The organism is Leifsonia shinshuensis (genome assembly GCF_013410375.1).
GTDB classification, from domain to species: Bacteria; Actinomycetota; Actinomycetes; order Actinomycetales; family Microbacteriaceae; genus Leifsonia; species Leifsonia shinshuensis.
Genome location: NZ_JACCFL010000001.1, coordinates 2,226,644 through 2,247,993 on the forward strand (window position 1 = coordinate 2,226,644; position 21,350 = coordinate 2,247,993).

At 72.6% G+C, this 21,350-nt stretch carries 20 protein-coding genes; 19 read left to right on the forward strand and 1 reads right to left on the reverse strand.

Annotated elements, in window-relative coordinates; all coding sequences use genetic code 11:
* Positions 1-30: 30 nt before the first annotated feature.
* The 18 genes from efp to rpe all read left to right on the forward strand — a co-directional run bounded on the left by efp (position 31) and on the right by rpe (position 19,709).
* A complete protein-coding gene (gene efp, locus HNR13_RS10840; RefSeq protein WP_179605760.1) occupies positions 31-594 on the forward strand; it encodes an elongation factor P in 564 nt (187 codons plus the stop codon).
* Positions 594-1,016: a transcription antitermination factor NusB gene (nusB, locus tag HNR13_RS10845; RefSeq protein ID WP_179605761.1), complete on the forward strand. Its 423-nt coding sequence runs from the start codon at positions 594-596 to the stop codon at positions 1,014-1,016. The genes efp and nusB overlap by 1 nt, the downstream gene beginning before the upstream one ends.
* Positions 1,017-1,033: 17 nt before the next feature.
* Positions 1,034-1,744: a DsbA family protein gene (locus HNR13_RS10850; RefSeq protein WP_343063527.1), complete on the forward strand. Its 711-nt coding sequence runs from the start codon at positions 1,034-1,036 to the stop codon at positions 1,742-1,744.
* Positions 1,745-1,821: 77 nt separating this feature from the next.
* A complete protein-coding gene (pyrR, locus tag HNR13_RS10855) occupies positions 1,822-2,415 on the forward strand; it encodes a bifunctional pyr operon transcriptional regulator/uracil phosphoribosyltransferase PyrR (RefSeq protein WP_179605763.1) in 594 nt (197 codons plus the stop codon).
* A complete protein-coding gene (locus HNR13_RS10860; RefSeq protein WP_179605764.1) occupies positions 2,412-3,410 on the forward strand; it encodes an aspartate carbamoyltransferase catalytic subunit in 999 nt (332 codons plus the stop codon). Before pyrR ends, HNR13_RS10860 begins: the two co-directional genes overlap by 4 nt.
* Entirely contained in the window at positions 3,407-4,735 is a 1,329-nt protein-coding gene (locus HNR13_RS10865; RefSeq protein WP_179605765.1) for a dihydroorotase, read from the forward strand. Before HNR13_RS10860 ends, HNR13_RS10865 begins: the two co-directional genes overlap by 4 nt.
* Positions 4,728-5,258, forward strand: a complete 531-nt coding sequence (locus tag HNR13_RS10870; RefSeq protein WP_179605766.1) for a PH-like domain-containing protein — start codon at positions 4,728-4,730, stop codon at positions 5,256-5,258. The genes HNR13_RS10865 and HNR13_RS10870 overlap by 8 nt, the downstream gene beginning before the upstream one ends.
* 1 nt (position 5,259) lies before the next feature.
* Positions 5,260-6,429 carry a glutamine-hydrolyzing carbamoyl-phosphate synthase small subunit gene (gene carA / locus HNR13_RS10875; protein WP_343063528.1) on the forward strand — a complete coding sequence of 390 codons (1,170 nt, stop codon included), beginning with the start codon at positions 5,260-5,262 and terminating at the stop codon, positions 6,427-6,429.
* Positions 6,429-9,710, forward strand: coding sequence for a carbamoyl-phosphate synthase large subunit (gene carB, locus HNR13_RS10880; protein WP_179605767.1), 3,282 nt, complete (start codon positions 6,429-6,431; stop codon positions 9,708-9,710). The genes carA and carB overlap by 1 nt, the downstream gene beginning before the upstream one ends.
* A 47-nt stretch (positions 9,711-9,757) precedes the next feature.
* Complete coding sequence (gene pyrF / locus HNR13_RS10885) at positions 9,758-10,594, forward strand: orotidine-5'-phosphate decarboxylase (protein WP_218881573.1); 837 nt, start codon at positions 9,758-9,760, stop codon at positions 10,592-10,594.
* Positions 10,587-11,540, forward strand: coding sequence for a guanylate kinase (gmk, locus tag HNR13_RS10890; RefSeq protein ID WP_179605769.1), 954 nt, complete (start codon positions 10,587-10,589; stop codon positions 11,538-11,540). Before pyrF ends, gmk begins: the two co-directional genes overlap by 8 nt.
* A 95-nt stretch (positions 11,541-11,635) precedes the next feature.
* A complete protein-coding gene (rpoZ, locus tag HNR13_RS10895; RefSeq protein WP_179605770.1) occupies positions 11,636-11,896 on the forward strand; it encodes a DNA-directed RNA polymerase subunit omega in 261 nt (86 codons plus the stop codon).
* A gap of 108 nt (positions 11,897-12,004) precedes the next feature.
* Entirely contained in the window at positions 12,005-13,288 is a 1,284-nt protein-coding gene (locus tag HNR13_RS10900) for a bifunctional phosphopantothenoylcysteine decarboxylase/phosphopantothenate synthase (RefSeq protein WP_179609367.1), read from the forward strand.
* 66 nt (positions 13,289-13,354) lie between these two features.
* Positions 13,355-14,548, forward strand: coding sequence for a methionine adenosyltransferase (gene metK / locus HNR13_RS10905; RefSeq protein ID WP_179605771.1), 1,194 nt, complete (start codon positions 13,355-13,357; stop codon positions 14,546-14,548).
* Between the two features lie 2 nt (positions 14,549-14,550).
* Positions 14,551-16,557 (forward strand): primosomal protein N' family DNA-binding protein, encoded by a 2,007-nt coding sequence (locus HNR13_RS10910; RefSeq protein ID WP_179605772.1) that lies wholly within the window; start codon positions 14,551-14,553, stop codon positions 16,555-16,557.
* A 68-nt stretch (positions 16,558-16,625) separates the two neighbouring features.
* Entirely contained in the window at positions 16,626-17,534 is a 909-nt protein-coding gene (fmt, locus tag HNR13_RS10915) for a methionyl-tRNA formyltransferase (protein WP_179605773.1), read from the forward strand.
* Positions 17,531-18,961 carry an RsmB/NOP family class I SAM-dependent RNA methyltransferase gene (locus HNR13_RS10920; protein ID WP_179605774.1) on the forward strand — a complete coding sequence of 477 codons (1,431 nt, stop codon included), beginning with the start codon at positions 17,531-17,533 and terminating at the stop codon, positions 18,959-18,961. Before fmt ends, HNR13_RS10920 begins: the two co-directional genes overlap by 4 nt.
* 88 nt (positions 18,962-19,049) lie before the next feature.
* A complete protein-coding gene (gene rpe / locus HNR13_RS10925) occupies positions 19,050-19,709 on the forward strand; it encodes a ribulose-phosphate 3-epimerase (RefSeq protein ID WP_179605775.1) in 660 nt (219 codons plus the stop codon).
* 5 nt (positions 19,710-19,714) lie between these two features.
* Here rpe and HNR13_RS10930 read toward each other — a convergent pair whose 3' ends face one another.
* Positions 19,715-20,938, reverse strand: coding sequence for an MFS transporter (locus HNR13_RS10930; protein ID WP_179605776.1), 1,224 nt, complete (start codon positions 20,936-20,938; stop codon positions 19,715-19,717).
* A gap of 129 nt (positions 20,939-21,067) precedes the next feature.
* Between HNR13_RS10930 and HNR13_RS10935 the strand changes: the two genes are divergently transcribed.
* On the forward strand, positions 21,068-21,331 hold the full coding sequence (locus HNR13_RS10935; RefSeq protein ID WP_179605777.1) for a phosphoribosyl-ATP diphosphatase: 264 nt from the start codon (positions 21,068-21,070) through the stop codon (positions 21,329-21,331).
* The last annotated feature ends 19 nt before the right edge of the window (positions 21,332-21,350 follow it).

Below are 21,350 nucleotides of genomic sequence, written 5' to 3' on the forward strand. Positions count from 1 at the left end.
AATCTTCCGCAAAGCGAATGGAACTCTGGCATGGCATCGACCGCTGACATCAAGAACGGCATCGTCCTCAACATCGACGGACAGCTCTGGAGCGTCATCGAGTTCCAGCACGTCAAGCCGGGCAAGGGTGGAGCGTTCGTCCGCACGAAGCTGAAGAACGTCACGACCGGCAAGACCGTCGACCGCACCTACAACGCCGGCGCGAAGATCGAGATCACCAACGTCGACCGCCGCGACTACCAGTACCTGTACCAGGACGGCGCCGACTTCGTCTTCATGGACACCAGCGACTACGACCAGATCACCATCCCGGGCCCGGTCGTCGGTGACGCCGCCAACTTCATGCTCGAGAACCAGAACGTGACCGTCGCGCTGCACGAGGGCTCGCCGCTCTACGTCGAGCTCCCGGCCTCCGTCGTGCTGGAGATCACCTACACCGAGCCGGGCCTGCAGGGCGACCGCTCCACCGGCGGCACCAAGCCCGCCACCGTGGAGACCGGCTACCAGATCCAGGTCCCGCTGTTCCTGGAGACCGGCACCAAGGTCAAGGTCGACACCCGCACCGGCGACTACCTCGGCCGCGTCAACGACTAGTGAGCGCCAGGACCAAGGCGCGCAAGCGCGCGCTCGATGTGCTGTTCAGCGCCGACCTGCGCGGTCTCACGCTGCCGCAGGCGCTGGCCGCCGAGGCGGAGCGCGCGGCGAACGAGCCGACGCGTGAGGCCTCCTGGCTGTACGCGCGCGAGATCGTGGACGGCGTGATCGACCACCAGGACGAGATCGACGAGCAGATCGAGACGTACGCGCAGGGCTGGACTCTGTCGCGCATGCCCGCCGTCGACCGCGCCATCCTGCGCATCGGCGTCTGGGAGCTGCTGTTCAACGACGAGGTCCCGGACGGCGTGGCCATCTCGGAGGCGGTGGAGGCCGCGACCGTGCTGTCGACGGACGACTCGGCCGGCTTCGTGAACGGCCTGCTGGCGAAGATCGCGCAGAACCGCCCGCAGCGCGCATGAGCGCACGGGGCAGGAGCGTGCCGGGTCGGTTCGGCCGGGCACTCGCAGCCGTCGCGCTCGCGGCCGCGGTGACCGTCGGTGTCGCGTCGTGCTCGCTGCTCGGCGGCAACTCGAACGTCCCGGTCGCGACCGCGAAGCCGGCGACGGGGACGGACGGCGCCGCGAACTTCGACGGCGGCTACGTCTCCGCGGGCAACGGCGCCAAGAAGGTCGACCTCTGGTTCGACGCCATGTGCCCGGTCTGCGGCGCGTTCGAGAAGACGAACGGCGCGACTCTGGCGAACGCGGTGAAGGACGGCTCGATCACCCTGCGGCTGCACCCGCTGACCTTCCTCGACCGCGAGTCCAACGGCACCGGTTACTCCACCCGCGCAGCCGCTGCGCTGGCCTGCGTGGCCGTGCACGACCCGTCGCGGGTGCTCGACTACTACCAGGCGCTGTTCGCGAACCAGCCGAGCGAGGGCTCCAACGGACTGACCGACACGGAGCTCGCCAAGCGCGCGACCGACCTCGGCATCACCGACATCGCGGGCTGTATCGAACGCAGCGGACCGTACCAGGCGTGGGCGCAGGCGAACACCGCGCACTCGCAGTCGGGCCCCATCACGGTCGACGGCAAGAAGGTGCTCGACACCATCCAGGGCACCCCGACGGTGATCGTCAACGGCAAGCAGTACACCGGCTCGATCAGCGACGAGAAGGAGTTCGCGGGGTTCCTGGGGCGGTAGGGGTGCGAGTCCCTGCTAGGCTCGACCCAATTGGCATCCTTTAACAGCCGTCCTGTGAGGCGGGGAAGGAGGTCGGCATGACAGCGCGCACTGTGCTGCAGCAGGCTGACATCGCTCGGGCGTTGACTCGGATCTCGCACGAGATCCTGGAGTCCAACCGGGGTACGAACGATCTGGTGATCCTGGGGATCCCGACGCGCGGCGTCGTGCTCGCCCGGCGGATCGCCGAGAACATCCAGCGGATCGAGCCGGACTCGGTCGCGTCGCCCGACGACATCGTCGGGTCGCTCGACGTGACGATGTACCGCGACGACCTGTCGCGGCATCCCACCCGGGCGCCGCAGCCCACCTCGCTGCCGGGCCCGATCGACGGGCGGACCGTCGTCCTGGTGGACGACGTGCTCTTCTCCGGCCGGACCATCCGCGCCGCGCTCGACGCCCTCAGCGACCTGGGGCGGCCCCGCGCCGTCCGGCTCGCCGTGCTGGTCGACCGCGGCCACCGGGAGCTGCCGATCCGGGCGGACTTCGTCGGCAAGAACCTGCCGTCGGCGGCGTCCGAGCGCATCTTCGTGCGGCTGGACGAGGTCGACGGCGAGGAGTCGGTGACCATCGCGGAGCCGGCCGGCAGCACAGACGAGCCCGCCGCGACCGACGGAGGAGTGCGCGCATGAGGCACCTGCTCAGCACCAAGACCCTGTCCCGCGAGGACGCCATCACCCTGCTCGACGTCGCCGAGGACATGGCCGACGTGCAGGACCGCGAGGTCAAGAAGCTCCCCACGCTCCGCGGCAAGACGGTCGTCAACCTGTTCTTCGAGGACTCCACCCGCACGCGCATCTCGTTCGAGGCGGCGGCGAAGCGGCTCTCGGCGGACGTCATCAACTTCTCGGCGAAGGGCTCCAGCGTCTCCAAGGGCGAGAGCCTGAAGGACACCGCCCAGACGCTGGCGGCGATGGGCGCGGACGCGGTCGTCGTGCGGCACAGCGCCTCCGGCGCCCCGCAGACGCTCGCGACCAGCGGCTGGATCGACGCGGGCGTGCTCAACGCCGGCGACGGGACGCACGAGCACCCCACTCAGGCGCTGCTCGATGCCTTCACGATGCGGCGGCGCCTGCACGGGCGCGGCTCGCGCGGCCACGACCTGGACGGCGTCACGGTGACCATCGTCGGCGACATCCTGCACTCCCGGGTCGCGCGCTCCAACGTGTGGCTGCTGCAGACCCTCGGCGCGCAGGTGACGTTGGTCGCCCCGCCGACGCTGCTGCCGGTGGACGTGTCCAGCTGGCCGGCGGCCATCGGCTACGACTTGGACGCGGCGATCGACGCCGGGCCGGACGTCGTGATGATGCTCCGCATCCAGGGCGAGCGGATGCACGCGGCCTACTTCCCCTCCGAGCGCGAGTACGCGCGGCGCTGGGGCCTGGACGACGAACGGCTGGGGCGCCTCGGGGCCGATAGCATTGTGATGCATCCGGGACCGATGAACCGCGGGCTGGAGATCTCGGCGGCCGCCGCCGACTCGCCGCGGTCGACGGTGCGGGAGCAGGTCGCCAACGGCGTGTCCGTGCGAATGGCCGCACTGTACCTGCTGCTGTCCGGAGGCGACCGGACGACCCCGATGACGACGAGCGATGGCCAGATGACGAGCGATGGTGGTGTGCGATGACCGAGAGCGCGACGACGCAGAGGTTCCTGATCCGCGGAGCGACTCTCGCTGACGGCGCCCGCACCGACCTCCTCCTCGCCGACGGGCGGATCGCCGCCCCCGGCAGCGACGCGAGCAGCGCAGGCGCGACCGTGATCGACGCCGACGGGCTGATCGCCCTCCCCGGCCTGGTCGACCTGCACGCCCACCTGCGCGAGCCCGGCTTCGAGCAGAGCGAGACGGTCCTGACCGGCACGCGCGCCGCGGCGGCGGGAGGCTTCACCGCGGTCTTCCCGATGGCGAACACCTCCCCGGTCGCGGACACCGCCGGCGTCGTGGAACAGGTGCTCCGCCTCGGCGAGGCCGCCGGCTACGCGACCGTGCAGCCGATCGGCGCCGTGACCGTGGGCCTTGCGGGGGAGCGGCTCGCCGAGCTGGGCGCGATGGCCGACTCCCGCGCGAAGGTGCGGGTCTTCTCCGACGACGGCAAGTGCGTCTCCGACCCGCTGCTGATGCGCCGCGCCCTGGAGTACGTCAAGGCGTTCGGCGGCGTGATCGCGCAGCACGCGCAGGAGCCCCGGCTCACCGAGGGCGCCCAGATGAACGAGGGCGCGCTGTCCGGCGAGCTGGGCCTCACCGGCTGGCCGGCCGTCGCCGAGGAGTCGATCATCGCCCGGGACGTCCTCCTGGCCGAGCACGTCGGCTCCCGCCTGCACGTCTGCCACGTGTCGACCGCCGGCTCGGTGGACGTCATCCGCTGGGCGAAGGCGCGCGGCGTCGACGTCACGGCCGAGGTGACGCCGCACCACCTGCTGCTCACCGAGGAGCTGGCCTCCGGCTACGACGCCCGCTACAAGGTCAACCCGCCGCTGCGCCGCGCGGAGGACGTGGAGGCGCTGCGCGCCGGCCTCGCCGACGGCACGATCGACATCGTCGCGACCGACCACGCGCCGCACCCGGTGGAGTCCAAGGACTGCGAGTGGGACGCCGCCGCGTTCGGCATGGTCGGGCTGGAGTCCGCGCTCTCGGTCGTCCAGGCCTCGGTGGTCGACAACGGACTCCTCGGCTGGACCGACATCGCCCGCGTGCTCTCGGCCGCGCCCGCGCGCATCGGCCGGCTGGACGGTCACGGCCTCCCGCTGGAGACCGGCGCTCCCGCCGAGCTGTTCCTCTACGACCCGGCCGCCTCGCGGGAGTTCTCGACCCGTGACCTGGCGGGCAAGGGTGTGAACTCGCCCTACCTGTCGATGACGCTGCCGGGCCGTGTGGTGGCGACGTTCCACCGCGGCTACGCCACCGTGCTCGACGGCACTGTGGTCGAGGAGCTGGAGGTCGCTCGTGGATAAGCTCCTGCCGACCATCGGCATCCTCCTCGTCGTCATCGTCGTGCTCGCGCTCGCCCTCGTCGGCTGGCGACGGCGCGTCCGCCGCGACGCCCCCGCCGGCGGCGGCTACCCGGAGCCGGAGACCTCCGCGGCGCCGACGGTGTCCTCCGAGGTGCTCTACGTCGCCACGACCAAGGCCGGCGAGTCCCTGGAGCGACTGGCGCTGCCGGGCCTGTCGTACCGCGGCAGGGGAACGGTCGACGTCTCCGCCGACGGCGTCCGGCTCCGCGTCGCGGGGGAGCGGCCGGTCTTCATCCCGGCCGGCGCGCTCACCGGCGTCGGCGCGGCGACGGTCACCATCGACCGGGTCGTGGAGCGGGACGGCCTGCTCCGGCTCGGCTGGACCACCAGCGGCGGCGCTGCCGCCGACAGCTACTTCCGGGTCGTGGACCCGGCCGGCCGCGGCCTCCTGACCGCGGCCGTGGAAGACATCCTCCCGGGCGGTCCGACGCCCGGCAGCACAGACGACGAAAGCGAGGTGTGACGTGGCTGCAGCAGAACCTGCCGTGCTCGTCCTCGAAGACGGGAAGCGCTACGTGGGCCGGGCCTACGGCGCCCGCGGGCGGACGCTCGGCGAGGCGGTCTTCGCCACCGGCATGACCGGCTACCAGGAGACCCTGACCGACCCGTCCTACGCGGGCCAGATCGTCCTCATGACGGCTCCGCACATCGGCAACACCGGCACGAACGACGAGGACATGGAGTCCCGGCGGATCTGGGTGGACGGCTTCGTCGTCCGTGAGCCCAGCCGGGTCGTGTCCAACTTCCGCGCCCAGCGCAGCCTCGACGACGACCTCGTCGAGCAGGGCGTCGTCGGCATCAGCGGCATCGACACCCGCGCGGTCACGCGGCACATCCGCTCGGCGGGCGCCATGCGCGCCGGGATCTTCTCCGGCGAGGACTTCGGGCTGAGCGACTCCGAGCAGCTGGAGCTCGTGCTCTCCGGCGCGAAGATGTCGGGCCGCAACCTCTCGGCCGAGGTCTCCACCGTCGAGCCGTACACGGTTCCGGCGGTCGGTGAGCGCGTCGGCTCGGTCGCCGTCCTGGACCTCGGCGTCAAGAAGTCCACGCTCGAGAACCTCGCCGCGCGCGGGCTCGACGTGCACGTCCTCCCGCAGCAGGTCACGGCCGAGCACGTGCTCAGCCTGAACCCGTCCGCGCTGTTCTTCTCGAACGGCCCCGGCGACCCGCAGGCCTCCGACAAGCATGTCGCGCTCCTCCAGGAGACGCTGCGCGCCGGGCTGCCGTACTTCGGCATCTGCTTCGGCAACCAGCTCCTCGGCCGCGCGCTCGGCCTCACCACCTACAAGCTGCCGTTCGGCCACCGCGGGATCAACCAGCCGGTGCTCGACAAGCGCACCGGCCGGGTGGAGATCACCGCCCAGAACCACGGCTTCGCGGTCAAGGCGCCGATCGACGCCACCTTCGACTCGCCGGCCGGCTTCGGCCGGGTGGAGGTCAGCCACTTCAGCCTCAACGACAACGTCGTGGAGGGCCTGAACTGCCTCGACATCGACGCGTTCAGCGTGCAGTACCACCCGGAGGCCGCCGCCGGCCCGCACGACGCCAACTACCTCTTCGACCGGTTCCTCGAGCTGATCCACAAGCGTGAGTCCGGCTCGCAGAACGACCAGAACCAGGAAGGCACCGACTGATGCCCAAGCGCGACGACATCCACTCCGTCCTGGTCATCGGGTCCGGCCCGATCGTCATCGGCCAGGCCTGCGAGTTCGACTACTCCGGCACCCAGGCCTGCCGCGTGCTCAAGCAGGAGGGCGTGCGCGTCATTCTGGTGAACTCCAACCCGGCCACCATCATGACCGACCCGGACTTCGCCGACGCCACCTACGTCGAGCCGATCACCTGGGAGGTCATCGAGACCATCATCGCCAAGGAGAAGCCGGACGCGATCCTGCCGACCCTGGGCGGCCAGACCGCGCTCAACGCGGCCATGCAGCTCCACGAGCACGGCATCCTGGAGAAGTACGGCGTCGAGCTGATCGGCGCCAAGTTCGAGGCCATCCGGAAGGGCGAGGACCGCCAGATCTTCAAGGAACTCGTGGTCGAGGCCGGCGCCGAGGTCGCGCGCTCGCACATCGCCCACACCGTCGAGGAGGCGCTGGAGTACGCCGAGGACCTCGGCTACCCGCTGGTCGTCCGCCCGTCGTTCACGATGGGCGGCCTCGGCTCCGGCTTCGCTTACACGCCGGAGGACCTGCGCCGCATCGCCGGCGACGGCATCCACCAGAGCCCGACCAGCGAGGTGCTGCTGGAGGAGTCGATCCTCGGCTGGAAGGAGTACGAGCTCGAGCTGATGCGCGACACCTCCGACAACACGGTGGTGGTCTGCTCGATCGAGAACGTCGACCCGGTCGGCGTGCACACCGGCGACTCGATCACCGTCGCGCCCGCGCTGACGCTGACCGACCGCGAGTACCAGAAGCTGCGCGATATCGGCATCGACATCATCCGCGCCGTGGGCGTCGACACCGGCGGCTGCAACATCCAGTTCGCGGTCAACCCCGAGAACGGCCGGATCATCGTCATCGAGATGAACCCGCGGGTCTCCCGCTCGTCGGCGCTGGCGTCGAAGGCCACCGGCTTCCCGATCGCGAAGATCGCCGCGAAGCTCGCCATCGGCTACCGCCTGGACGAGATCCCCAACGACATCACCCGGGTGACCCCGGCGAGCTTCGAGCCGACGCTGGACTACGTCGTCGTCAAGGTGCCGCGGTTCGCGTTCGAGAAGTTCCCGGCCGCCGACCCGACGCTGACCACCACCATGAAGTCGGTGGGCGAGGCGATGGCGATCGGCCGCAGCTTCACGAGCGCGCTGCAGAAGGCGCTCCGCTCGCTGGAGAAGCGCGGATCGTCCTTCCACTGGGGCCACGAGTCCCGCACGGTGGAGGAGCTGCTGGAATCGATCGCGACCCCGACCGACGGTCGGATCGTGGACGTGCAGCAGGCCCTGCGCCTCGGCGCGACGCCGGAGCAGGTCTTCGAGGCCACCAAGATCGACCCGTGGTTCATCGACCAGATCGTGCTCATCAACGAGGTCGCCGAGCAGCTCCGCGACGCCGAGACGCTCGACACCGACACGCTGCGCTACGCGAAGGACCACGGCTTCTCCGACGCCCAGATCGGCGAGCTGCGCGGCTTCGGCGAGGCCGACGTGCGCGAGGTGCGGCACATCCTCGGCGTCCGCCCGGTCTACAAGACGGTCGACACCTGCGCGGGCGAGTTCCCGGCGCTGACGCCGTACCACTACTCCAGCTACGACGAGGAGACGGAGGTCGCGCCGAGCGACAGCCGCAAGGTCGTCATCCTCGGCTCCGGCCCGAACCGCATCGGGCAGGGCGTGGAGTTCGACTACTCCTGCGTGCACGCGTCGTTCGCGCTGCACGACGCCGGGTTCGAGACGATCATGATCAACTGCAACCCGGAGACGGTCTCGACCGACTACGACACCTCCGACCGCCTGTACTTCGAGCCGCTGACGCTCGAGGACGTGCTGGAGGTCATCCACGCCGAGTCGCAGTCCGGCGAGCTGGTCGGCGTGGTCGTGCAGCTCGGCGGCCAGACCGCCCTGGGCCTCGCGAAGGGCCTGGAGGCGGCGGGCGTCCCGATCCTCGGCACCACGCCGGAGGCGATCGACCTGGCGGAGGAGCGCGGCCTGTTCGCCGGCATCCTCGAAAGCGCCGGGCTGCTCGCCCCGCGCAACGGCACGGCGATCGACTTCCCGTCCGCCGCCCACGCCGCCGAGCAGATCGGCTACCCGGTGCTCGTGCGCCCGAGCTTCGTGCTCGGCGGCCGCGGCATGGAGATCGTCTACGACACCGCCTCGCTCGCGGACTACTTCGAGCGCGTCGCGGGCCAGGGCATCGTCGGACCGGCGCACCCGCTTCTGGTCGACCGGTTCCTGGACGACGCGATCGAGATCGACGTGGACGCGCTCTACGACGGCGAGCGGCTGTACATCGGCGGCGTCATGGAGCACATCGAGGAGGCCGGCATCCACTCCGGCGACTCCAGCTGCACCCTGCCCCCGATCACGCTCGGCCGCCGCGAGATCGACCGGGTGCGCGAGGCGACGCTGAAGATCGCCGAGGGGATCGGCGTCCGCGGCCTGCTGAACGTGCAGTTCGCGATCGGCGCGGGCGTCCTCTACGTGCTGGAGGCCAACCCGCGCGCGTCGCGCACGGTCCCGTTCGTCTCGAAGGCGCTCGGCATCCCGCTGGCCAAGGCGGCGTCGCGCATCATGGTCGGCGACACGATCGGCGGCCTGATCGCGGAGGGCCTGCTCCCGGAGACGGACGGCTCGGTCATCCCGATGGACTCGCCGGTCGCCGTGAAGGAGGCCGTACTGCCCTTCAAGCGGTTCCGCACCCGCGAGGGCAAGATCGTCGACTCGGTGCTCGGCCCGGAGATGCGCTCCACCGGCGAGGTGATGGGCATCGACCGCGACTTCCCGACCGCGTTCGCGAAGAGCCAGGCGGCGGCCTACGGCGGCATGCCGCTGGAGGGCACCGTGTTCGTGTCGGTCTCCGACCGCGACAAGCGCGCGATCGTGCTCCCGGTGCTGCGCCTCCAGCAGCTCGGCTACGACATCATCGCGACCGAGGGCACCGCCGAGGTGCTCAACCGCAACGGCATCGCCGCGCGCATCGTGCGCAAGTACAGCGAGGCGGCGGAGGAGGACTCGGTCGTCGGCCTCATCACCCGCAACGAGGTGGACGTCGTCATCAACACGCCGAGCGGACGCTCCGCCCGCGCCGACGGGTACGAGATCCGCGCGGCCGCGGTGGCGGGCGACAAGCCGCTGTTCACCACGATCGCCGAGCTGAGCGCCGCCGTGGCGTCGCTCGACGCCGTGCGCGAGGGCTTCGAGGTGACGTCGCTGCAGGAGTACGCGCTGCAGAGGGCCGCACGGGCGTGACGGAGGCGAGCTCGACCTCCACGGCCACCGCGTCGTTCGGCGACCGACTGGCCGCCGCGTTCGCGGCGCACGGGCGGCTGTGCGTCGGCATCGACCCGCACGCGCACCTGCTGGCGGACTGGGGCCTGGAGGCCTCGGCCGTCGGGGTGCGCGCCTTCGGCCTCCGGGTCGTGGAGGCCGCCGCCGGGCGCGCGGCGATCGTCAAGCCGCAGGTCGCGTTCTTCGAGCGCTACGGCTCGGCCGGCTACGCCGCGCTGGAGGACGTGGTCGGCGCGGCGCGCGACGCCGGGCTCCTGGTGATCGCCGACGCCAAGCGCGGCGACATCGGCACGAGCGTCGCGGCGTACGCCGAGGCCTGGCTGACGCCGGGCTCCGCGCTGGAGGCCGACGCCATGACGATCGCGGCGTTCCAGGGCGTCGGCTCGATCGCGGAGCCGATGCGCCTCGCCGAGGCGACGGGCAAGGGCCTGTTCGTGCTCGCGGCCACCTCCAACCCGGAGGCCGCCGCGGTCCAGCAGGCGGTCGTCGCCGGCGGACCCCGTGCCGGGATGACCGTCGCCCGTGCGATCATCGAAGACGTGCACGCGTTCAACCAGGAGCAGGCTCCGCATCCCTTCGGAACCGTCGGACTGGTGCTCGGCGCCACCGTCGCACTGGGGGACTACGGGATCGACACCGCGACCGCCGTCGCGCCGGCGCTTCCCGTGCTCGCGCCCGGGTTCGGGCACCAGGGCGCCAGGGTCGAGGACGTCGACCGCCTGTTCGGGGCGTTCGCCCCCGGGGTGATCGTCAGCGAGTCCCGTGGCCTGTTGACCGCCGGACCCGACGGACTGGCCGACGCCGTCGCGCGTCGCGCGGAGGAGGTGCGCGCCAGCCATGGCTGAGCCCACCGCCGAGACCTCGGCGCCGACCGCCGCCTCCCGCCGTCCCGCGCCGCCGGAGGTGGACCGCACCGCCGCGTCGGCCGCCGCCGTCGCGGCCCGCCGGGCGCGCGCCGCCGTCAAGAACGCGATCGCCTCCCGCGAGGTGTCGCCGCTGGTGGTCCTCGACCACGCGACGGCCGCCCCGGACGGCGTGGAGGGCCGGCTGCGGGTCACCGAGTTCCTGCTCAGCGTGCCCGCCATCGGCACGACCAAGATGCAGGAGGCGCTGCAGAAGCTGTCGATCTCGCCCGCCAAGCGCCTCGGCGGCCTGGGCCGCCACCAGCGGCTGAAGCTGCGCGAGTTCCTGATCGAGCGGGAGAACCGCGCGGGCCGCCGCCGCAACCAGCTGGTCGTGCTGGCCGGCCCCACCGCGGTCGGCAAGGGCACGGTCTCCACGTACATCCGCGAGAACTACCCGGATGTCCTGCTGTCCGTCTCGGCGACCACGCGCGCCCCGCGGCCCGGCGAGGTCGACGGCGTCAACTACTACTTCGTCGACGACGCCGAGTTCGACAGGATGATCGAGAACGACGAGCTGCTGGAGCACGCCACCGTGCACAACGCCTACCGGTACGGCACCCCGCGCGGGCCGATCGAGGCGGCGCTGGAGCAGGGCAGGAGCGTGCTGCTGGAGATCGACCTGCAGGGCGCCCGCCAGGTGCGCGAGTCCATGCCGGAGGCCCGGCTGATCTTCCTGCTGCCGCCGACCTGGGACGAGCTGGTCCGCCGCCTGATCGGGCGCGGCACCGAGGAGGCCGCCGAGCAGCAGCGCAGGCTCGAGACGGCGAAGGTGGAACTGGCCGCCCAGGACGAGTTCGACTACCGTGTGGTCAACCACACCGTCGCCGAGGCCGCTCGGGAGGTCGTAGACTTGATGAAGGTCCGCGCGGCGCCGTCGCGCCCCTAGGACCACATTCGTCGCGTCGCGTCCGGCGCCTAACCGCAGTTCCTCCGCGTCTCGACACCGTGAGCCCGGAAGCTCGAACAGAAAGGGTTACCGCAATGGCAACCAACAACAAGGGCATCATCGACCCGCCCATCGACGACCTTCTGGCCCGCGTCGAGTCCAAGTACGCGCTGGTCATCTTCGCCTCCAAGCGCGCCCGCCAGATCAACGACTACTACGCCGACCTGCACGAGGGCAGCCTGTTCGACAACGTCGGCCCGCTGGTCGACTCGTCCGTCGACGACAAGCCCCTCTCGGTCGCGCTCCACGAGATCAACGAGGACAAGCTCGTCATCAAGCCGCTGGCCGCGGAGTAACCTCCCGGCCCCACCGGCAGACAGAGAGCCGCCGACCGAGCGCAAGAGAACGACCGCAGCCGGGACCGAGTCCCGCTCGCTGGAGGAGATGCCGCCGTGAGCCCACGATTGACCGTCGTCGTCGGAGTGACCGGCGGCATCGCCGCGTACAAGGCCGTCGGCGTGATCCGCGCGCTGGTGCTCGAAGGGCACTCGGTGCACGTCGTGGCGACGGAGGCCGCGCTGCGGTTCGTCGGCCGCCCCACGCTGGAGGCGATCAGCCGCAACCCGGTGGCGACCGACCTCTACGAGGGCGTCGCCGAGGTGCGGCACGTCGCGATCGGGCAGTCGGCCGACCTCATCGTCATCGCCCCGGCGACGGCGAACACCCTCGCCAAGCTGGCCGCGGGCATCGCGGACGACCTGCTCGGCAACACGGTGCTGGCCTCCACCGCCCCGCTGGTGGTCGCGCCGGCCATGCACACCGAGATGTGGCGCAACCCCGCCACCGTGGCCAACGTCGCCACCCTGCGCAGCCGCGGCGTCACCGTCGTCGGCCCGGCCTCCGGCCAGCTCACCGGCGCCGACTCCGGCCCCGGCCGCATGGAGGAGCCGGACGTCATCGTCCGCGCCGCCCTGCGCGCGGCGGGCCTGTCGCCGCGCCTCGCGGTGTCCGCCGTGCCGGAGCCGGTCGCGGACGTCGTGGTGCTCTCCGAGCGCCGCCGGGCGAACGAGGCCTCCCGCCGGCCGCGAGGGGGAGTCGACCTCGCGGGCAAGCGCATCGTCGTGACCGCCGGCGGCACCAGGGAGCCGCTGGACCCCGTGCGGTTCCTCGGCAACCGGTCGAGCGGCCGGCAGGGCACCGCCGTCGCCGCGGCAGCGCAGGCGCGCGGCGCCGAGGTGGTCCTGATCGCCGCGCACCTGGAGGTCGAGCCGCCGGAGGGCGTCGAGCTGATCGAGGTGCAGACCGCGCTGGAGCTGCAGGAGGCCGTCACCGAGGCCGCACGCTCGGCCGACGTGGTCGTGATGACCGCGGCCGTCGCCGACTACCGCCCCGCCGTCACGCGCGACGCCAAGATCAAGAAGTCCGAGGCGGGCCAGCACCTGACCATCGAGCTCGTCGCCAACCCGGACATCCTCGCCGGGCTCTCCGCGACCAAGCGCGAGGGGCAGGTCGTCGTCGGCTTCGCCGCCGAGACCGAGCCGGACCCGTCGACGCTCATCGAGCTGGGTCGCACCAAGCTCGCCGCCAAGGGCAGCGACTTCCTCGTCCTCAACCAGGTCGGCTGGGAGCAGGGCTTCGCAACGGAGAGCAACGAGGTCGTGGTCCTCCGCAGGGGCGGCGATATAGTGATGGAGGCCTCGGGGAGCAAGCTGTCGGTGGCCGACCGTATCTTGGACGTCGTCGTCTAGTCGTCGACCAGGCCACGGCATCCCTTGGCCCCGCTCCTCACCGCGATCAACGATCAAGGAGAACCCATGGCAGATCTGCGCCTCTTCACGTCGGAGTCGGTCACGGAGGGACACCCTGACAAGATCTGCGACCAGATCTCCGACAGCATCCTGGACGCGCTGCTCGCGGTCGACCCGCACAGCCGCGTCGCGGTCGAGACGCTGGTCACCACCGGGCTGGTCCACGTCGCGGGCGAGGTGACGACGAAGGGGTACGTCGAGATCCCCGCGCTGGTGCGCGAGAAGATCGTCGAGATCGGCTACGACTCCTCCGACGTGAGCTTCGACGGCACCCAGTGCGGCGTGTCCGTCTCCATCGGCGCGCAGTCGCCGGACATCGCGCAGGGCGTCGACAACGCCTTCGAATCGCGCACGGAGCAGAGCACCGACGACCTCGACCGGCAGGGCGCAGGCGACCAGGGCATCATGTTCGGGTTCGCGACCACTGAGACGCCGCAGTACATGCCGCTGCCGATCTGGCTGGCGCACCGCCTGGCCGAGCGCCTGGCGGCCGTGCGCAAGGACGGCACGCTCGACTACCTCCGCCCGGACGGCAAGACGCAGGTCACGATCGGCTACGAGGGGCACACGCCGCGGACCGTGGAGACCGTCGTGCTCTCGACCCAGCACGCGCCGCACGTCTCCAGCGAGCAGCTGCAGGCCGAGGTGATCGAGGAGGTCATCGCGCCCGTCATGCACGCCGCCGGGCTGGAGACCGCGCACATCCGCACGCTCATCAACCCGACCGGCCGGTTCGAGATCGGCGGCCCGAAGGGCGACGCCGGGCTCACCGGGCGCAAGATCATCGTCGACACCTACGGCGGCGCCAGCCGGCACGGCGGCGGCGCGTTCTCCGGCAAGGACCCGTCGAAGGTCGACCGCTCGGCCGCGTACGCGATGCGCTGGGTCGCCAAGAACGCTGTGGCGGCGGGCCTCGCCGACCGGCTGGAGGTGCAGATCGCCTACGCGATCGGCAAGGCCGCCCCGGTCGGGCTGTACGTGGAGTCGTTCGGCACGGGCGCCGTCTCCGACGAGCGGATCATCCGCGCCATCCGCGAGGTGTTCGACCTGCGCCCCGCCGCGATCGTGCGCGACCTCGACCTGCTCCGGCCGATCTACGCGCAGACGGCGACCTACGGCCACTTCGGCCGCGACCTCCCCGACTTCACCTGGGAGCGGCTGGACCGCGTCGACGACCTGCGCTCCGCCGCGGGGCTGTAGCGGTGCCGGCGGCCGCGACGGTCGCCCGTGTGGTCCTGGACTCGCCGCTCCCGCAGCTCGACCATCTGTTCGACTACAGCGTCCCGGAGGAGCTGGCCGGGCAGGCGGTGCCCGGCGTGCGCGTCCGGGTCCCGCTGCGGACGGCCGGACGGGTGGCCGACGGGTACCTGGTGGAGCTCGCCGAGCCCGACGAGGCGTTCTCCGGCACGCTGAGCCCGCTGGAGGCCGTGGTGTCGCCGGTGCCGGTGCTCACCGACCCGGTGTGGCGGCTCGCGCGGCGGCTCGCCGACCGGAGCGCGGGGACGGCGAGCGACATCCTGCGCCTGGCCGTGCCGCCGCGCATGGTGCGGGTCGAGAAGGCGTGGCTGGCGGCGAAGGAGGCGGGTGCGCCCGCGTCCGCGCCCGAGGATGGCGCCGCTCCCGCGCCGTTCCCCGTGCGCGGCTACGGCGCCGGCGTGCTGGAGGCGGCCGTCGCGGCGGGGGAGCGCCTCGCCCTGCGGCCGATCCCGCGGCTGAGCAGGCTGCCCGACGGCACCTGGGTGGGCGAGTGGGCGATCACTCTGGCCGCCCTCGCGACCGCGACCTGGCGCGCGGGCAGCACCGCCATCGTCGCCGTGCCCGACCACCGCGACCTGGAGCAGCTCGCGGCGGCGCTGGCCGCCATCGCCCCCGGGTCCGCCGTGGTCCGCGCCGACGCGTCGCAGTCCAACCCGGAGCGCTACAAGGGCTTCCTCGCCGCACTGTCGGGTCCGCGGATCGTCATCGGCAACCGCTCGGTGGTCTACGCCCCGGCCGCGCGGCTCGGGCTCGTCGCGGTCTGGGAGGACAGCGACCCGCTGTTCGCCGAGCCGCTCAGCCCGTACGTGCACACCCGCGACGCGGCCCTGGTGCGGCAGGAGCTGGAGGGCGGCGCCCTGGTGCTGAGCGGGCTGGTCCGCAGCGTCGAGGCGCAGCGGCTGGTCGAGCTCGGCTGGCTGCGCGACCTCGGGCCGGAGCGTGCCTACACGCCCAAGATCGTGCTGACCGCGAACCAGAGCGCCGACGAACCCGCCGCGCGCGCCGCGCGCATCCCGTCGTCCGCCTGGCGTGCCGCCCGGGAGGCGCTGAGCGGCGAGAGCGGCCGCCCGCGGGGCCCCGTGCTCGTCCAGGTCGCCCGGCCCGGCTACCTGCCCGTGCTGTCCTGCGCGAACTGCGGCCAGGCCGCGCGCTGCGCCCGCTGCTCCGGGCCGCTCGGGCAGCGCAGGGCGGGCGCGACGCCGTCCTGCGGCGTGTGCGGCGCGCTCGCCACCGACTGGCACTGCTCCCGCTGCGAGCACACCGCGCTGCGGATGGTGACGGCGGGCTCGGGCCGGACGGCCGAGGAGCTGGGCCGCGCCTTCCCGGGCACGCGCGTCATCCTCGCCGACGGCGACCACCCGGTGCTGCGCGTCGGGGCGGCGCCTGCGCTCGTGGTCGCGACCCGCGGCGCCGAGCCGATCGCCGAGGGCGGCTACCAGGCCGTGCTGCTGCTCGACGGCGAGCGGATGCTGGCCAGGGAGACGCTGCACGTCGCGGAGGACTGCCTGCGCTGGTGGACGAGCGCCGCGGTGCTGGCCGCCGCGGGCGCTCCGACCGTGCTCGTCGGCGTCTCCGGCGACCTCGCGCGCGACTTCGCGACCGGACGCCTGGCCGATTTCGCCCGCGAGGAGCTGGCCGACCGCCGGCAGCTCCGCTTCCCGCCGGCCGTGCGGCTGGCGTCCGTCACCGGGGCCGCGGAGGCCGTCGACGGCGTCCTGAAGGCGGTCGACCCCGACCTGCTGATCGACGTGCTCGGCCCGGTGGACGTCGACGAGAAGACGGTCAGGGCGGTCCTGCGGTTCGAGTACGCGAAGGGCGCCGAGGTCGCCGCGGCCGTCCGGGCGACGGTCGTGCGCAACGCGACGCAACGCCGCCGGGCCCCAGGAGGCCGCCCCGGCTACCGTCCGGCGCCGACGCTGCGCGTCCGCTTCGACGACCCCGAGATCCTCTGACCCCACCGCCGGGCGCGGTGGCGGCGCGGGTAGACTCGGGGGCTGGACCAGACCGAAAGAACCTTGACATGCGACTCGTCTTCGCCGGCACGCCCGCCGTCGCCGTCCCCTCCCTGAACGCCCTCGCCGAGCGGTTCGACATCGCCGCCGTCATCACCCGCGAGGACGCCCCGCTCGGCCGCAAGCGCGTCCTGACGCCGTCACCGGTCGCCGACGCCGCGGCCGCGCTCGACCTCCCCGTCATCAAAGCCAACCGGCTGGACGACGACGTCGCACGCCAGGTCGCCGCCCTCGACGCCGACCTCGGCGTGATCGTCGCGTACGGGGGCCTGGTGAAGGAGCCGCTGCTCTCCACGCCCCGGCTCGGCTGGGTCAACCTGCACTTCTCGCTGCTTCCGCGCTGGCGCGGGGCCGCGCCCGTGCAGCGCGCCGTCATGGCCGGCGACACCGAGACCGGAGCCGCCGTCTTCCAGCTCGTGCCCGGGCTCGACGCCGGCGACGTGTTCGCCGAACTGCGGGTGCCGATCCCGGCCGACGCGACGGCGGGGGAGCTGCTCGAAAGCCTCTCCTACGACGGCGCGCTGCTGCTCGTGGACACCGTCGCCGCCCTCGCCGACGGCACCGCCGAGGCCGTGCCGCAGTCCGGCGAGCCGGTGCTCGCGCCGAAGCTCACGATCGACGACGCCCACCTCGACCTCACCCAGCCGGTGGAGGAGGTCTACGCGCGCCTGCGCGGGGTGACCCCGGAGCCGGGCGCGTGGGTGCTGCTCGACGGCGAGCGGTTCAAGATCCACGCCGCCCGCCCGGCCGCCGGGCTGTCGCTCCCGGCCGGCGTGGTCGCCGCGACCGAGGGCCGCATCGAGGTGGGCACCGGCACCACGCCGCTGGAGCTCCTCATCGTGCAGCCGGCGGGCAAGCGCGCCATGGACGCCGCCGACTGGTGGCGCGGCGCCGGCGGGGAGGCGGTGCTGGCATGAACGACCGCAAGCACGGCGACCGCCACCGCAACGACAGCCGCGGCGGCCGCAGCGCCGCGGACCGCACCCGCGTGCAGCCGTCCCGCAAAGTCGCCCTCGACGTCCTCTCCGCCGTCCGCGAGTCGGACGCCTACGCCAACCTCCTGCTGCCCGGCCGCATCGCCCGCGCGGGTCTCTCGCCCGCCGACGCCGCGCTCGCCACCGAGCTGACCTACGGCACGCTGCGGATGCAGGGCTACTACGACCGCGTGATCGCCAGGGCCGCCGGGCGCCCGGTCGACAAGATCGACCCGCCGCTGCTGGATGTGCTCCGGCTCGGCGCGCACCAGCTCCTGTCGACGCGGGTGGCGTCGCACGCGGCGGTGAACGAGTCGGTCGCGCTCGCCCGCCAGGTCGGCAGCCGCTCCGGCACCGGCTTCGTCAACGGCGTGCTCCGCGAGATCGGCCGGTCGACGCCCGAGGAGTGGCGCGCCCGGGTGCTCGCAGACGCCAAGAACGAGGACGAGCGCTACGCGGCGCTCACCTCGCATCCGTCCTGGATCGTGCGCGCGTTCCACCGTGCGCTGGAGTCCGAGGGCCGCGGCGAGGAGCTGGAGGCTCTGCTGGAGGCCGACAACACCGCTCCGCGCGTCAACCTCGTCGCGCTGCCCGGCCTCGCCGAGCCGCCGGAGGGCGCCCGCGCCGACCGGTTCTCGCCCGTGGGCTTCACGGCGGGCGGCGGCGACCCGCAGGGGCTCGTCACCGAGGCGGAGGGCCGCCTGCGGGTGCAGGACGAGGGCTCGCAGCTCGCGGCGCTCGCCCTGACGCGCGCCCGGCCGGTGCAGCCGGGGGAGCGCTGGCTCGACCTGTGCGCCGGCCCCGGAGGCAAGGCCGCCCTGCTCGCGGCCGAGGCCCTGGCGGGCGGCGCGACCCTGGTCGCGAACGAGGTGGTGCCGGCGCGAGCCGAGCTGGTCCGCCGCGCCCTCGCGGCCGTGCCGCTCGACGTCCCGGTCTGGGAGCGCGACGGCGTGGTCCTCGGTGCCGACGAGCCGGAGGCGTTCGACCGCATCCTGCTCGACGCGCCCTGCACCGGCCTCGGCGCACTGCGGCGCAGGCCGGAGGCACGCTGGCGCAAGACCCCGCGCGACGTGGCCGAGCTGACCGCCCTGCAGGCGCGGCTGCTCGACTCCGCGGTGGCGGCCCTGAAGCCCGGGGGCCTGCTGGCCTACGTCACCTGCTCGCCGCACGTCGCCGAGACCCGCGCGGTGGTGGCCGACGCCCTCGACCGGCACCGGAGCTCTCTCCGCCCGGTGCGCACGGCGGACGTCGTGCAGTCCGTCGCCGAGGAGCGGCTCGACCTCGCCGGAGACCCCGCGCTCGTGCAGCTCTGGCCGCACCGCCACCTCACCGACGCCATGTTCATCGCGCTGCTGGAGAAGCCGGCCTGACCCGTCCACCGGGTGGCGCCTCGTTCATCGCGCTGCTGGAGAAGCCGGCCTGACCCGTCCACCGGGTTGTGCCACATAGGCTGGGGGCATGGCAGCGCGTATCAACCCGAGCATCCTGGCGGCGGACTTCGTGAACCTGGAGCGCGACCTCGGCGCCATCGCCACGGCCGACCTCGTGCATGTGGACGTGATGGACAACCACTTCGTGCCGAACCTCACCTTCGGGCCGCAGATGGTGGGCCGCATCCAGGACGTCAGCCCGATCCCGCTCGACGTGCACCTGATGATCGACGACCCGGACCGCTGGGCCCCCGGCTACGCCGAGCTCGGGGCGTACTCGGTGACCTTCCACGCCGAGGCCGCCGCCGATCCGGTCGCCCTCGCCCGCCGGCTCCGCGCCATCGGCGCGCGCGCGGGCATCGCGCTCAAGCCCGGCACGTCCGCCGAGGGCTACCTCGACCTCCTGCCGGAGTTCGACCAGGTGCTCGTCATGACCGTGGAGCCCGGCTTCGGCGGTCAGTCGTTCATGGTGGAGACCATGCCCAAGCTGCGGTCGCTCCGCGAGGCGGTGGCGGCGCGCGGCCTCGATGTCTGGCTGCAGGTGGACGGCGGCATCACCGAGGAGACCATCGTCGTAGCGGCGGAGAACGGCGCCGACACGTTCGTGGCCGGCTCGAGCGTCTTCCGCGGCGAGCCGGCTGAGCGCATCGCAATCCTCCGGTCCGCCGTGGCGGCCCACGCGCACTGAGGCGCTCAGGCGACCGGCGCCGGCTCCGCGCCGGCCCCCGGCGCCCGCGCGGGGATGACGCTCAGCGCGCACACCCCCAGCAGCGCCGCCGCCGCGAACACGTAGAACCCGCCGGGGTAGGCGATGTCGAGGGAGACGAGCGCCCCGGTGACGGCCGGCCCGAGGATGGCGCCGAGCCGGCCGATCCCCGCGGCGAAGCCGAGCGCGGTCCCGCGGACCTCCTGCGGGTACAGCTGCGTGATGAAGGCATAGACGAGCACCTGGGCCGAGAAGACGAACACGCCGGTGACGAAGACCGTGGCGTACACCATCGTGACCGCCTCCAGCCGGATGCTGAGGATCGCCAGCAGCGCCGCCGCGAGCACGAACCACGCCATCGCGACCCGCTTGGTCCCCGCGCGGTCGGCGACGATCCCGGCCAGGACCAGCCCGACCACCGCTCCGGCGTTCAGGGTCAGCAGCAGCCCGAGCGCGTCGGTGGAGCCGTACCCGGCGTCGCGCATGAGCTGCGGCAGCCAGGTGTTGAGCCCGTAGACCAGCATCAGTCCCATGAACGACGCCACCCAGACGCCGATGCTGATGACCAGGTAGCGCCCCTCGACCAGCCGTCGAACGGTCGGGCGCGGGGCGGCGCTCCGCTCGCGGCGGGCCTCCGGCAGCGCGAGCCGGATGAGCGGGACCGTGACGAGGCCCGCGACGCCGCCGATCACGAACAGCAGGCGCCAGTCCGGGATGACGGCGATGGCGATCACCGCGGTGAGGACCGCCCCGGCGTGGTAGCCGGTCATGGTCAGCGTCGTGGCCTTGCCTGCCCGCTGGGACGGCATCAGATCGGTGACGTAGGCGATGACGACCGGCAGGCAGGCGCCGAGGGCGAGCCCGGCCAGCACGCGGAACAGCCCGAACACGAAGACGTTCGGCGCGACCGCGATCGCGAGGGTGAACGCCGAGAACACCGCGACGCAGAGGACCAGGCACAGCCGCCGGCCGTAACGGTCGGCGAGCGGGCCGACGGTCAGCGCGCCGATACCGACGCCCGCCAGTCCCGCGGTGGCGACCGCCGTCGCAGCCGAGGGGTCGAAGCCGAGCTCCTTGGTGCTCAGCAGGGTGGGGATGACGGTGCCGAGCACCACCAGGTCGAAGCCGTCGAGCGCCACGATCGCCCAGCAGAGCAGCAGTGGCCAGAGGGCGGCGCGGCCGGTGGGGAGCGGGGAGGTGGTCGATACCATGCGGATCTCCTCGTCGAGATGGGATATGTCAGATGAGACCCGCCGACATTAGCACATCGGCGGGGCCGGCATCCCCACGGGCCTCGTCTCGCGGAGCGACCGGCGCTCCGCGACCGGTACGCTGTAACGGTGAAAACCTTCGACGACCTCTTCGCCGAGCTCAGCGAGAAGGCCGAGACCCGCCCGGAGGGCTCCGGGACGGTTCGCGAGCTGGACGCGGGCGTGCACGCCATCGGAAAGAAGATCGTGGAGGAGGCAGCCGAGGTCTGGATGGCCGCCGAGTACGAGTCCGACGAGGCCACGGCCGAGGAGATCTCCCAGCTCCTCTACCACCTCCAGGTGCTGCTGCTCGCGAAAGGCCTGACCCCGGCCGACGTGTACCGACATCTGTGACGAAAGCCCCTCGCCTCCG